The sequence below is a fragment of the Shewanella sp. 5S214 genome (assembly GCF_041439795.1).
GTDB classification, from domain to species: Bacteria; Pseudomonadota; Gammaproteobacteria; order Enterobacterales; family Shewanellaceae; genus Shewanella; species Shewanella vesiculosa.
Genome location: NZ_JBGOOV010000017.1, coordinates 13,914 through 27,875, shown reverse-complemented (window position 1 = coordinate 27,875; position 13,962 = coordinate 13,914). Strand labels below are relative to the sequence as shown.

Genomic DNA, 13,962 nt, shown 5'->3' with positions numbered 1-13,962 from the left:
TGCTGATGAGGCATCTATTTCGGCGTGAATGGACAGTGTTATGGCATTCGCCTTGGCAACTCGCCTTGGTGAGCTATATTCCGCTCATCGGCGTACTTGCGCTGTGGTGGTTGTTCAGTGCAGGCTTGCCAAGACAGCTTCCGGTTGCCGTGGTTGACTTAGATAATAGCCAAATTAGTCGTATGCTTACCCGGCAATTATCGGCAAATGCCGTGGTTGCTCCTCGCGCATACGCTAATGAAGCATCAGCGATTGACGCTATGCGTAAAGTGGAAGTTTATGGTTTAGTTATTTTGCCTTATCAGCTTAACAAAGACCTATTAACATCCAAACAACCCACGATTGATATTCGCTATAACAGTCAATTTTTATTAGTTGGCAAGTTACTCTCTAGCCAACTACAACTCAGCCTTGCTGAGGGCTTAACGCATATTGGTGAAGTAAATTTATTGCTCAAAGGAGCCAATAAAGCCACAGTCGATGTGAGTTTAACGCCTATTAGTAATCAAACCACGGCACTATTTAATCGCAATAATAACTATGTCGGATTTCTGGTTCCTCCTATATTGATTGCATTGTGGCAGTTGCTGTCGATGCTGGTTTTTGTCAATAGTGTTAATGCGGAGCTGCTCCCGCAGGGTGAGCGTAACTATTTAGCCAAAGATTTTTGGGCTAAGGTGTGGGTTAAAATCCTGTTCTACAGTCCCATTATGCTTATTCATGGTGGCTTTATTCTGCTGTGGTTATACCATTATTTGGCGATGCCGATAGCGGGTTCGTTATGGCTTTTGGTATTGGCGCAGATGTTCATGCTCATGGCGTTGTGGTTGATCGTGTTATTTATTTTTATGCTGATGCGTGACAGTGCACGGGTGGTCAGCTTTTGTACTGCCTTATTTGCTCCTGCGTTTGCGTTTATGGGGATCACCTTTCCAGTTAATGATATGCCTTTATTGGCTAAATGGTGGCGCTTGATTATGCCATCAAGTCACTATATCGACTCTCATGTCAGTGTGGTGAGCTACGGGGTGAACTTGCCACAAGTGTTACTGCAAATCAGTTCATATTGGGGCTTTTTACTATTAATCCCTTTGCTTTATGTGTTGGGGCGTCATGCTCAGAAAATACCGCCTCAAGTTCCCGTGAGCAAGTCAATTAGTCTGGGAGTCAAGTGATGAACTTCTGGCAGTTAATGGTTGCAGAATGCAAAGCGATACTGGCTGATAAAGCCATAGTCGTGACCTTATTTGGTGGCGTGTTATTTTACTCAGTACTTTATCCGTTACCGTATCTGCATCAGGTGCCGACAGAGCAGCAGATTGTGGTCGTTGATCATGATAATTCATCTCTCAGCCGATTGGTGACACGTCATGCCGATGCCAGTGCCAAGATAAAAGTACTCGCTAATGTAAACAGTATTGACCAAGCCCAAGCTTGGATTGATGCTGGTAAAGCGCACGGTTTATTGGTTATCCCAGCAGATTTTAGGCGTAATTTGTTATTGGGCAAAGGCGCGACATTAAGTTACGGCGGTGATGCGAGTTACTTTTTAATTTATTCTGCGATTGTTGAAGGCTTAGTTTCTGCAGGTATTGATGCCAGTAAACACGTGCAAATGATAGGTTTGCTCGCCCGTGGACAAAACCCAGAGTTAGCGCAGCAAGCTGTTAATTCTATCCATATTAATTCGGTGCCGGCTTTTAACCCCAGTTTGGGTTATACCCCCTATGTGGTACCGGGTTTATTTTTATTAATTTTGCATCAAACCTTATTAATTGGCACAGGTATTTTGGGCGCAGGCCAATGGGGTAAACAGGGCTACTGGCAGCAAGTCCGGCCGGTGACCTTAGTGCTTGCAAGACTTAGTGTGTTTATGATGATTTATGCACTATTCAGCAGTTTCTACTTAGGTGCTTGTTTTTATTTGTATAAAGTCAGCGTGGTTGCCTCTGTGATTGAAGTAGGCTTATTTATGTTGCCCTTTTTATTGGCTACGGGTTCGTTAGGTATTTATCTCAGCAGTTTGTTCCGCCGGCGTGAATTACCCACCCAACTGTATTTATTGGTCTCTATGCCAATTTTATTTGTGTCAGGATTTGTGTGGCCAATTGCGTTAATTCCACAGCCATTGGTAGTGGCATCGCAAGTTATTCCTGCTGTGCCAGCGATTATGGGGATGCTCGAGTTAAATCAATTAGGGGCAGGTTGGTCGGCCGTGTTGCCTAAATGGCTGCAATTATGGGGCCTATTCGCCGTTTTTGTCACTATGGCAATAGTGGCCATTGCACGTAAACAGCAAGATGTTAAAACTCCATCATAGTATCGTGTGTAAACTTAGTATCGAGTGTAAACGACAAAAAGGCTGTAGCAGTCTCACGTTCGGTCAATCAATTCTGCTGACAAAAATAGACAGGTATCGTATTGATTGACCTGTCTATTACTGCACATTCAGCAAGATGTACTAACAAAAAACTATTTGGCTGATTGCATTGAACCGTGATGGTTTTTTGGTCTGGGTCCAATTACATCATTCCGTCTTGTGCGCTGGTTAATGATGCTTGTAAACGTTCAACGTTATGCTGATAAATACTGCTGTTATCCACTTTGGCCGCATATTTAAAATCAGCTAATGCACCTAATTTGTCATTATTGATTAACTTCATTATGCCGCGATTATTGTAGGCATAAGCACGTTCTACCATTGATGCAATTGCGACTTGAGTACGGGCACTTTTCACTGCAGCATCACAGGCTTTTTCGGCATTTTCCATGTCAGATAATTGTACGTAACCTGCACATAAGTTCACATTGCGAGAATAGTCATCCACTGTGTATTTACTTGCAGACAATGTTGCTGTGAGCCCTTGCTGAACATCACCAGATTGCAATGCGTTAACACCTGGTACATCTTCAATTAATACCATTTTGTAGGCATTGCTATTGATGTGATGGCCTTGTTCGTCAGCCATAACACTTGTCGTTGCTGTCAGTATTAATGTGGCACTCATTAGGCCGTTAACTATGCTTTTTTTCATGATGTCGCTCCCTTAAACGTTTACGTAGCGCCGCGCTACAGATGAACTTTAGTCAAAAGGACTAAAGCCGACAAACGATAAAAAACGCATTAATAGATTAAAAAAATTCACTTATATCGACAAGTTAATCAAGCTTAGTGCAGTGATGGTGAGCGACTTAGGTATTTTATCGTGTTTATCTTGATTGATTGTTGCGATGCTTTATTTAACATCACTCAGTAGATATTGCGGATCGGTGACCTGTACTTTTGTTTATGACTTGGTGCCACAGTTAAGTTGTTGGCAAAAAGAGTCATTTATGCTGAGGTTTGCTTTTTTTGAGTGAATCTTAGATTATCAAACTAGACATGTTGCTCCTCTCGCTTTCTTTTTACGCTGACCATATTTTAAATATCAAGCATGATATTGACCGCCAAAAAATTGCTAGACTTTGCCATACAAAAGAAAGACAAGAAGAGCGAGACAGACGATGTTCGCTGCCTCTTCACTATATTTAGCCACTGCATACAGCGGTATTTTATCAGCGGAAACATAATGAAACTTTTGTATAAAATTGTATTTTCGGTAACTGTTTTTTTGGTTGTGCTCTATTACTCGAGTTTTTATATTTTACCGAGTATCACAATAGTAAATAATTCGGGAGCCGAGATCACTCAGGCTGAAATTGATTTACCCAGTACTCATTTGGATTTTGGCTCAATTGAACAAGGCACGAGTAATACGCTTCATTATGCTCTAATGCAACAACGAGATGGGGTCTATACCTATAGAATCGACGCTAAAGATTTAGCGGTGTATCACGGTAGTTGTGGTTACGTTACCAATAACGAACTTCATAAGCGTGTTGTGATTTATATCGCCAGTGATGCGCAAGTTGTGTGTAAATAGGTATACAAAAAGGTCACATTACTGCGAGTTTTAATCGCTAGGATTGCTTAATTCAACCTATGACAAGCCGTTATTTTAGCTGCACCACGATTTTTAATCATTTTCATGGCTCATGTGTAAACTGCTTTTATCTCAATCTTAGCCAGATATCCTAAGCCCTTCAACTTTTGACTCCTAACGGCTTTCATCGTGAAAGCTTTTAAGGATCCAGTCTATTAGCAATTGCACTTCTGGGCGCTGCTGTTCATTGGAATGGCGGGTGAGATAATAGCGGTCATGACTATAAAGTGGCTGGGGGAATAATGGAATCAGGATTTTGTTATCAAACCACGCTTGGCTGATAGGCAGGGGTATTAATGCTACACCAAGCCCTTGCTCTGCTGCTCGCGCGACACTGAACATACTGTCTAATTGAATAATTTGTTTTGGTTTGAATTGCTCAAAGCCGATATTGTCAGCCCATTGATGCCATGCGTAGGGTCGGGCTTTATGTAATATCAACGGCACCTTGGTTAACGCTTTAAAGCCTTGTGATGATAGCTCAGAGTGGAGCTGTGCATTACATGCTGGCATATACGTTATTGGAAATAGGTCATATACATTGTCGCTAGGCTGCTGCTTACCCGAGAGCATAATCGATACATCAGTGTGTTTTATCACATCACTGCGCGATTTAATCGTTTCGAGTTTAAGGTTGATATTGGGGTATTTGGATGACCAGCCAATAAGTTTAGGCATAAACAGCTCGCTAGCGAAAAACTCAGGCATTGAAATACTGACTTCGAGCATTCTGTCTGATTGATTAAATTCACTGACAGTGTTGACCAGTTGCTGCATCACTGGCTCGATCGCTTGGTAAAACCGTGCACCAACTTCAGTTAAGGCAACCGAGCGGGTTTGACGGATAAACAAGCTTAGATTGAGGGTTTCTTCCAATTGCTTAATTTGGTGGCTAACGGCAGATGGTGTGAGGTACAGCTTTTTTGCCGTCTCTTTAAAACTTAAGCATTCAGCTGCGACGCAAAAGCAACGTAGGCCACGCATTGAGGTGTGTAAAGGAAGCATTTAATTCTCAGCAAGGACTAATTAAGTCATTTAATGGAGTAACAGTGTCGACTAAGTAGTAGTGCATTTTTATTATCATTATTGTGAAAGCAAAGATCAGACCATGCTTTAAAGTCTTATTTAAACAAAGTACTAACACATGTGGTATTTATATTTTGAGTTGCTTTAGTGCTTAAACGAATAAACATTGCACCATCTCAGTGCAATGTTTTTAGCACTTTGGTCATCAGGAGGTAAGCAGGGCTAGGGCTTATGGCTGCTACTCGATTAGAAGTACAATGTTTCTAGCTTAGTGCCATCAATAAAGATATCGCACTTATCAGCGGTGCTTGATTTTGCAGATTGGATAATACTCGCTACCACGCCAAAGCTACCGCCTTGATCGCCTAATACCGAACCGAAATAGCAATCACCTTTAACGGCCATGCCTTTGAACTTAGCGTTAAGATGCTGGGTTGGGGTCATTGGTGGGAATCGACCTTGCATGATCGTGTCACCATTAGCGATTAACTGTAGCTTGTTTTTTTCTTTGTCGTATATGCCACCAAAAATGATGGTTTGGTCATTCACTACCACAGTTTTGTTTTGTGCAACGATAGGGGGTTTAGCGGCACAAGCGCTAAGAAGCACGCCTGCGGTTAAAGTAGAAAGTATAAAAAGTTTGCGCATTATTATTCCTTAGTATGCGTCGAGAGGCGTATTTTGGCCCTCGAATGAGTAAACTAGCCCTGTTTACCTATTTGGATTCAACGTTATGCATAGTGGAGTTCCATAGTGCACAACGTGCTTATTGTAACAACTTATCAACGAATGCCAATAATAAAAACAGCCTGCTAAAAGAGCAGGCTGTTTAGTCACTCTAAAGCAGTCTTTTATAACAAGCTGACATAAAATTTCAGTTCAGTGACCACACCTTTAGGTGTCGTTGCTGTCAGTGTTACTTGGCTGGTGCCAGGTGTACCGATATTTTTGAGGGTAAAGGTGGTTGATGTTCCCCCCGCCGATGTTGCGTTCGGTACGCTGTAGCCAGAGAACTGCAACTCACCTTCTGTGCTGGCAACGGTTAAGGTGGTACCTGAAGGTAATATTTGCTTGGCACTATCTGTTAACACCACAGTAAACGTCGATATTTCATTTAATCCGATAGGTTGAATATCACTGTTGTAATCGTTAATCACAGCGTCATCTTGACTCACAACAAACGTCGCATTAGAGCCTGACATAGTTAACACCAATGCTTTACGAATATAGGTGGTCGTGGCAGTGCTATCACATAAGCTGCCTTCACACTGAGGGCCGTTAAATTTACCATCTGCCGCTTGATACGCAGTACTGGCTTGAATATTAAAATATGGCTCACCTAAGTCATGGGTGCGAGACTCATTGTCATCCCTAAAAGCATCAGGTAAATCAACAAAGCCACCGTTATGGTAAGTTTCAACATCCATACCATCACCACTACACGCAATTGACGTTGTGCCATATAAACAACCATTAACCACGCCGCCATCAGCAGCATCAAACACATTGTTACCGTTGGTATCGAAAAAAGTTTCGTGCCCTAAGGCATAAGCCATAATTGTGACACGGTGATCGCTTACTCGTGGCGATGCCGATGTCCAAATAACTGAACAGCGGCCATCTGCAATAGTACACGATGGCTCAATTTGTCCACCTTCAGCGGTGAAGTTGATGGTCGTGTCATCTGGTGCCGGGTTACCAAAACTGTCAGAGGCATAAGCGGTAATGGTCACTTGCTCGCCATTGTAGTCACCCGCTTCAGGATTACCGTTTGACCTTGAAATACTAAAGCCTAGTTGCTGTGGTATTCCGGTATTGACGGTGAGTTGTTCTGATTGGCTGGTAATGGTTTTATTCGTGTCAGCATCAGTTGTTGATGCCATTACCCGAACAGGTGTTGGAATCGTACCTGCTTGAACGCGAACGCTGACCAAGCCTTGAGCGTTAGTAATACTGCTATCTATTACTGCGCCATTAGCAAATTGTAAACCGCCAACGGTAGTATCTAGACTAAAGTTTACTTGTTGTTGAGCAGCAGGTTGACCATTCGCACTAGAAACTAAAAAGGTGACTAAAGATGATTCAGTTGAGCCTGTGCCGCCAGAACCTTTGATACGGATTTGGCTTGGGTCAGCTGACACAAAACTCACGTTAGATAAGGTCTGGCGGGCTAAGATAAAAGGTAAGCTTGCGCGTAAACTACTGCCATTAACAGTAGTGGTCGCGATGATAGTGTCATTGCGTTCACTATTACCACTGCAACTAACATCAGAAAATGTTGAGCTTGCTGAGCCAGATAAGCTGGTGATAGGTGAGTCGAGTGAGGCATTATCATTGAAGGAACAGTCTGAGCTAAAGCTAATACTGGTCGGGCTTTGTAGGCGAGTCATATTGCCAGCTGTGTCTTCGCTGACGAGCGTCGCGGTAACCCCAAAAGTGCCACCGGCGCTAATGGTATAACTACCATCCGCTGCTGCCGTTAGTGTTGTGGCTAATTTTCCTTCAACAAACTCACCATTAGCATCAATGGATCCCATTTTTACGATGCCAGCAGTGGCAATGTCATCAGTCGCTAACACTTCATAAGCGCTAGTACTGCTGAGGGTTACCCCTTGATATTCTGTTGTGGCTGTTAATAAACTGGCGCCTAACTCTGATGCTGACGGAGTATAATTAAGAGTGGCGATACCTGAAGCTTTAGTCAGAGCTGTCGCGGGCGTTAACGTCGCACTACCGGCATTGAATGTGACAATTTGGTTAGCAATACCTTGGTTATTGCTGTCGGTAAGTAACGCGCTAAGTTGCACTGTTTTATCAAGATTAAAGCGGGTAATTGGACCTGTAGCATCTGTAATTGAAGCTGTTAATTGAATCGCTTCAGCAGGAATACTTGTGGTGTATTCTTTAAATTGATAATTGCGACTCGCGCTAACTGAGTCAGCATCGCTTGGTGAATAAGTTGCGCTAAGAATGCCAGCCTCGATGCCGCCAGACGTGACAATCGTAGTCGCAAGGCCGGAAGATAATGTTAATGCGCTAGCGGGCGTGACTGTGGCAGTGCTAGTACTGAATGTAATCAGGGCTCCGCTGACGTTAGCATTACCGAGTTTGAGATGTGCAACGGCACAAAAACTGCCATCGATATCAAAAATCAGAGATTCAGTACTGGCATCACATTGGCCATTGACGACATTTTGATAGCTTACAGTAATACTGTAACTGCCATTTGACGTGTCAGCATCGGTGCCATCCGCAGCACCGTTGCAACCTGTAAATAGCAACACTGAAGTTAATAGTAACATTAGTGTGCGAGTCATCATTTTTAGCCGCATTAGCAATATCCTTATTCTATTAAACAGACTATTTTTGAAATGGCCCTAGTCTTTGATTTCAGCTCTTAAATACTTATATAGCTCTTTAGACGATTTTGATTCTGGGCCTTTAGCCAGTTCTTTATTCGCTTGGCGGATCAGTTGACGCAGTTTTTGACGATCAAGTTGTGGATGTAAATCCAGAAGTACTTGAACCTCGTCATCACCATTTGCTAATAAACGCTCGCGCATCTTTTCAAAAATCTGTATTTGAGCAGCTTCATTATTGTTTTTGTTCAACACTTTATCGAGTGCTGCTTCAATAGGTTCATGCTCGTATCCACGCATCAATTTACCAATGTATTGCAAATGGCGGCGATAGGCTTCGGTTTTTTGCTTAATCAGTTTTGATTTTAGAATCGCATCATATAAGAATTCATCTAAACCCATTTTGTCTAATTGAGTTTTGCTCAGGGCCACTAAACGCATGCCAAGTGCTTGAGCATCCTCACTTTCTTTTTTAACGCCTGTTCTGCTGACATAGTTGTCATCATTATCATAGGGCTGCTGAAACAGTTCAGAATCGCCAACAATTTTCATAGTCATAAACCTCAAGTCAATATGCGTTAATGATAGCATTTATTTGGCCTAGAATATGCAGAATTTATTGATGATAGTGAGCGATATAAATGCACGGTTATCAATCGCCAATTGAATTTGATATGCTAGCGGCAACTAGACTAATCAAAGAGTAATTTTGTGGCTTCTCATCCTTCTTCAGCGCCTAGCGCAACTGAACCAACACCTAGAATTGATTCTGAATTATCTGCGTTAAAAGATGCTGTCGCTGTCGCGTTAGAATACGCAAAAGTGTTAGGCACTTCGGCCGCTGAAGTGGCTATTAGTAAGCAGCAAGGTTTGTCGGTTTCTACCCGTGAAAAAGAAGTTGAAACCGTTGAGTTTAATAAAGACGGTGCGTTAGGCATTACCATTTACCGCGATGGTCGCAAAGGCAGCTCATCAACCTCGGACTTAAGCCCAGAGGCGATTCGCCAAGCGGTAAAAGCCGCCGATGGTATTGCAAAATATACCTCAGAGGATCCTTTTAGTGGCTTGGCTGATCCCGCTTTGATGGCGCAAGATATTCGCGATTTAGAGTTATACCATCCACACGATATCGATGCAGAAGAGCTGGCACAGCTGGCTATTCGCGCCGAAGAAGCCAGTTTATCAGTTGATAGTCGTATCCGAAATTCAGACGGCGCCAGCGCTAATGCGCATACAGCTGCCAGAGTGTATGGCAATAGCCATGGGTTTCTTAATGGCTATTGCAGCTCTCGCTACAGTTTGAGCTGTGTGGTGATAGGCGAAGAGTCTGACGGCAATTTACAGCGTGACTATGACTATACCGTTGCGCGTAAGTACAGTGATTTATTGTCTCCAGAAGCCGTTGGTTTGCAAGCGGCAAACAAAACTTTAAGCCGTTTAGATGCACGTAAAATTGCCACCGCGAAAATGCCGGTGCTATTTGCGCCAGAAATTGCTACCGGCCTGATGGGCCATTTAATTGGTGCGATCAGTGGCAGCAGTATTTACCGCAAGTCGAGCTTCTTAATGGAGGCATTGAATACCCAAATATTCCCAGACTGGTTTAGCATCGAAGAGCAGCCACATTTGTTAGGTGCTTTAGCCAGCGCTAATTATGACAGCGAAGGTGTCGCTACCCAAGATCGGCGTATTATTGATCGCGGTCAATTAGAAACTTACTTATTAACCAGTTATTCTGCACGTAAGCTAGGTATGACCAACACTGGTCATGCTGGTGGTATTTATAACTGGACCTTAAGCCATTCAAACCAAACATTTGATGACTTGGTCAAAACCATGAATACCGGCTTAATTGTTACCGAAGTAATGGGCCAAGGCGTTAATGGCGTTACGGGTGATTATTCTCGCGGCGCTGCCGGCTTCTATGTTGAAAATGGCGAAGTGCTATACCCAGTAGAAGAGATCACCATAGCGGGTAATTTAAAAGACATGTTTATGGGAATACAAGGTGTAGGTAAAGATCGCGATTTACGTTCATCAATCCGTACCGGCGGAATTTTACTGAGCGAGATGAAAATCGCGGGGAATTAACCCCTTTTGCTGACCAACGCATTTATGGTTTAAATGCAAACAATGAAAGCCTCTTATCTAATTGATTAAGAGGTTTTTTTTAGCTTTAATTTGGCTCTTGACGCTTTATCACTCTACTTTACCTTTCTTGACAGTCGTTTACAGGCAAGGGGTGTCATAACTCTTGCAAATGTAACTAGATGGTTAATGGAGTAAATATGTTTCACAAAAAATAAGTCGATTGATGATAATGTCTGCAATGGGAGTCTTGTTATTAGGCTGTGGCTCAGGCAGTGAAGAGAGTAGTGATGATGTTGCTTGATGAGTAAATAAGCTCAAACAAAAAGCCGATATCAATGATATCGGCTTTTTATGTAGAGCATGCATTACAACTGAGGAGGATTAATCTTCGACTTTCACGCCCCACACGTCGTGCTCATCGGCATGAATAATCTGTACCCATACTTGATCACCTGGCTGGACGTCAAACTCGTCGGTTAAATAGACCTTTCCGTCAATTTCTGGCGCGTCCATGTATGAGCGGCCAACTGCGCCTTCGGTGTTTACTTCATCAATTAGAATGAGATATTCTTGCCCAATTCGAGCTTGCAATTTGTCGGCACTAATTTGTGCTTGCACAGCCATAAAGCGCTGTAATCTGTCTTCCATAACATCATCAGGGACATGGTCTGGTAAGTCGTTGGCCTTGGCACCTTTAACCGGCGAGTATTTAAAACAACCGACGCGATCAAGTTGCGCGGCTTCTAAAAAGTCGAGTAACTCTTCAAACTCTGCTTCAGTTTCACCCGGGAAGCCAACAATAAAGGTCGAACGAATCACTAATTCTGGGCAAATCTCGCGCCATTTAGCAATGCGTTCTAATACTTTGTCTGAACTACCAGGACGTTTCATTAGTTTCAGTATGCGTTTATTAGCATGCTGAAACGGAATGTCTAAATACGGTAAAATACTACCTTGTGCCATTAATGGAATGATGTCATCCACATGTGGGTAAGGGTAAACATAATGCAAACGAACCCACACACCTTGTTTGGCTAACTGCTCACAAAGCTGCAGCATATGGGTTTTAACTGGCATACCATCCCAAAAAGCAGTTTTATGTTTTACATCAACGCCATAAGCAGAGGTGTCTTGTGAAATAATCAGTAATTCTTTCACGCCAGCATTCACGAGACGCTGTGCTTCACCTAATACGTCACCAATAGGGCGAGAGTCTAAATCACCGCGCATTGAAGGGATAATGCAGAAAGTACAGCGGTGATTACAGCCTTCGGATATTTTCAAATAGGCGTAATGTTTAGGGGTCAGTTTGATGCCGTGATCAGGCACTAAATCAATTAATGGATTATGTTTTGGTTTCTCAACATGCAGGTGAACTTGCTTTAACACTTCATCATAAGCATGAGGACCAGTCACCCCTAAAACATTAGGATGAAGTTCGATAATTTCGTCTTTCTTTACCCCTAAACAACCCGTCACTAACACTTTACCGTTTGCCGCTAATGCTTCACCTATGGTCTCTAAAGACTCTTGTACTGCACTATCGATAAAGCCACATGTATTGACAATTACCAGATCGGCATCATCGTAACTGTTGGTGACATCATAACCTTCAGTGCGCAACTGTGTCAGGATCCGTTCAGAGTCGACAAGGTTTTTGGGGCAACCCAATGAAACAAATCCAATACGATTACCGGTGGTTTCTGTGTTCAGGCTATTGGCCTTAAGTGTTTTTACCGGAATGTCTAACGTGGTGGTTTGCTTGGGTTTAAAAGTTTCAACTGTCATATGATCTCACACATAAAGTTAACGATATTGGTGGGGATGTCAAAGTGGGCGGATTATACCTGAACGGGCTAAAAGGTATAGATCCATTTAGCGTGAAAAGTATACTCATAAACAGTATGTAAAGTATAGGTGATAGCGGATGTTAGCTGATGGCAAAATACAAAAAACGACGGATAATGTTAACCATTACCCGTCGTTTTTAATCTTGCATAGATATAGGAGTAAACCTATTTGTAAATAAGTTAATTTGTGCGGTATTGGCTTAAAATCTTACCTAAATCAGTTGATGCTTTTGATAGTTCTTTAACACCACTTGAAGACTGTTGCGATAAACCTCTAATAATATTTGATTTCTGTCTTATTTCAGTCAGTTCTTTAGCAATATCATTGGCTACGGCACTTTGTTCTTCTGATGACGTTGAAATTTGGAAGCTCATGTCCATAATCGATTTCGATGATTCTGAAATGGCATTAATATCGGTACCAATATTGGCAATTAGATCGCTACTGGTCTGTGCTTGCTTGACGGTATCGCGAGTAATACTGTCGATATTGAGTGTTTCACTTTGCAGTAATTCAATCATTTTATGAATTTCAACCGTTGCTGCTTGAGTACGACCGGCAAGGGTTCTTACTTCGTCTGCAACCACCGCAAAACCACGACCCATCTCACCAGCACGCGCCGCTTCAATGGCTGCGTTTAATGCCAGTAAGTTGGTTTGATCTGAAATGGCATTAATCGTGGTAATGACTTCATTAATATTGGTGGCATTGACTTTTAAGGTCGTGACCGAGTTTGAAGTTTGTTCAATGTAGCTAGATAACTGCTTAATCTCATTAATGGCACGTTTTGCTCGGTCATAACTCTGGCGTGTATATTCTGAATCTTGTTCCACTCTTTGGGTCGAATTACGGGCAATATTCGACACTTCTGCCGCAGATGCGGTCATTTCTTCCATTGCGGTAGCGACTGAGTCGAGTGAAGCATACTGTAAGTCAATTTGTTCAGCACTTTGTACTGCATCATTGGCAAATGAGCTGGAAGTGGTTTGCAATGTTCCGGCACTTTTTTTCACAGCAACGACAAGTTCAGTTAATGTGTCCATGGCTTTGTCTAGTGCGCAGCCAATGGTACCGAACTCATCACGACCAGGATGGAAGCCTAAACGAGAGGTTAAATCACCTTTGGCAATTTTTTCTGTGGTACTCCACAACACCCATAGGGCACCACCAATAAAGGTGGCATTCCAGTAAATCACCAATGCAAACGGTAACACCCACAAGAATGATAGCAATAACGAAACTAATGCCGCTTGCTTAGCCGTGGCTTCTTGGCCATAGACTGATTCACTCATCGTATAATATTGGTTATTTAATGTATAAACGGCAGTAACAGTATCTTGTTGGCGTGAGCTGGTTTGCAAACGACCCGATACTTGTAAGCCGAGACTTGAAGCTTGATTTAGCTGATTGGTCGCATCAAGTGCTTGTACTGTAGCGGCCGTTTTTTGCTCTAAAACATGCAGAGATTGCTGCTCAATGTTGTTTATTTTACTAAAGTAACTGCTAAACGATACGCTTGATAAAATGATGAGGAATAGTCCGAAAATCGTCCAAAACTTATCGTTAATGGACATTTTGATGAAGAGTTTATCGATATTTCTGAAATCAACTTCTTTCATGGTTTTAGTACCTAAACCTGTAAAAACAATAAA

11 protein-coding genes are annotated in these 13,962 nt (G+C 42.5%); 4 read left to right on the top strand and 7 right to left on the bottom strand.

Going from position 1 to position 13,962, the window contains the following annotated elements; all coding sequences use genetic code 11:
* Nucleotides 1-5 precede the first annotated feature (5 nt).
* Both ACED29_RS12485 and ACED29_RS12480 read left to right on the top strand, forming a co-directional pair.
* Complete coding sequence (locus ACED29_RS12485; protein ID WP_124015305.1) at nucleotides 6-1,175, top strand: ABC transporter permease; 1,170 nt, start codon at nucleotides 6-8, stop codon at nucleotides 1,173-1,175.
* Nucleotides 1,175-2,320 carry an ABC transporter permease gene (locus tag ACED29_RS12480; RefSeq protein WP_371697785.1) on the top strand — a complete coding sequence of 382 codons (1,146 nt, stop codon included), beginning with the start codon at nucleotides 1,175-1,177 and terminating at the stop codon, nucleotides 2,318-2,320. The genes ACED29_RS12485 and ACED29_RS12480 overlap by 1 nt, the downstream gene beginning before the upstream one ends.
* A gap of 202 nt (nucleotides 2,321-2,522) precedes the next feature.
* Here ACED29_RS12480 and ACED29_RS12475 read toward each other — a convergent pair whose 3' ends face one another.
* A complete protein-coding gene (locus tag ACED29_RS12475) occupies nucleotides 2,523-3,035 on the bottom strand; it encodes a hypothetical protein (protein WP_371697784.1) in 513 nt (170 codons plus the stop codon).
* Nucleotides 3,036-3,569: 534 nt separating this feature from the next.
* Between ACED29_RS12475 and ACED29_RS12470 the strand changes: the two genes are divergently transcribed.
* A complete protein-coding gene (locus ACED29_RS12470) occupies nucleotides 3,570-3,923 on the top strand; it encodes a hypothetical protein (protein ID WP_371697783.1) in 354 nt (117 codons plus the stop codon).
* A 174-nt stretch (nucleotides 3,924-4,097) separates the two neighbouring features.
* On the opposite strand, the gene ACED29_RS12465 is transcribed toward ACED29_RS12470, so the two are convergent.
* The 4 genes from ACED29_RS12465 to yjgA all read right to left on the bottom strand — a co-directional run bounded on the left by ACED29_RS12465 (nucleotide 4,098) and on the right by yjgA (nucleotide 8,920).
* On the bottom strand, nucleotides 4,098-4,988 hold the full coding sequence (locus ACED29_RS12465) for a LysR substrate-binding domain-containing protein (RefSeq protein WP_124015301.1): 891 nt from the start codon (nucleotides 4,986-4,988) through the stop codon (nucleotides 4,098-4,100).
* A 267-nt stretch (nucleotides 4,989-5,255) separates the two neighbouring features.
* The gene (locus tag ACED29_RS12460; protein ID WP_124015300.1) at nucleotides 5,256-5,657 is read right to left on the bottom strand and encodes a hypothetical protein; all 402 of its coding nucleotides are present in this window, start codon (nucleotides 5,655-5,657) and stop codon (nucleotides 5,256-5,258) included.
* A 203-nt stretch (nucleotides 5,658-5,860) separates the two neighbouring features.
* Nucleotides 5,861-8,341: a hypothetical protein gene (locus ACED29_RS12455; RefSeq protein WP_371697782.1), complete on the bottom strand. Its 2,481-nt coding sequence runs from the start codon at nucleotides 8,339-8,341 to the stop codon at nucleotides 5,861-5,863.
* 45 nt (nucleotides 8,342-8,386) lie between these two features.
* Nucleotides 8,387-8,920 carry a ribosome biogenesis factor YjgA gene (gene yjgA, locus ACED29_RS12450; protein ID WP_182741193.1) on the bottom strand — a complete coding sequence of 178 codons (534 nt, stop codon included), beginning with the start codon at nucleotides 8,918-8,920 and terminating at the stop codon, nucleotides 8,387-8,389.
* 159 nt (nucleotides 8,921-9,079) lie between these two features.
* On the opposite strand from yjgA, the gene pmbA reads away from it, so the two are divergent.
* The gene (gene pmbA, locus ACED29_RS12445) at nucleotides 9,080-10,459 is read left to right on the top strand and encodes a metalloprotease PmbA (RefSeq protein WP_182723529.1); all 1,380 of its coding nucleotides are present in this window, start codon (nucleotides 9,080-9,082) and stop codon (nucleotides 10,457-10,459) included.
* 381 nt (nucleotides 10,460-10,840) lie between these two features.
* Here the strand turns inward: pmbA and rimO are convergent, their stop codons facing one another.
* Together rimO and ACED29_RS12435 are read right to left on the bottom strand one after the other, a co-directional pair.
* Nucleotides 10,841-12,247: a 30S ribosomal protein S12 methylthiotransferase RimO gene (gene rimO / locus ACED29_RS12440; protein WP_371697781.1), complete on the bottom strand. Its 1,407-nt coding sequence runs from the start codon at nucleotides 12,245-12,247 to the stop codon at nucleotides 10,841-10,843.
* 242 nt (nucleotides 12,248-12,489) lie between these two features.
* Entirely contained in the window at nucleotides 12,490-13,929 is a 1,440-nt protein-coding gene (locus ACED29_RS12435) for a methyl-accepting chemotaxis protein (protein ID WP_371697780.1), read from the bottom strand.
* Nucleotides 13,930-13,962 lie beyond the last annotated feature (33 nt).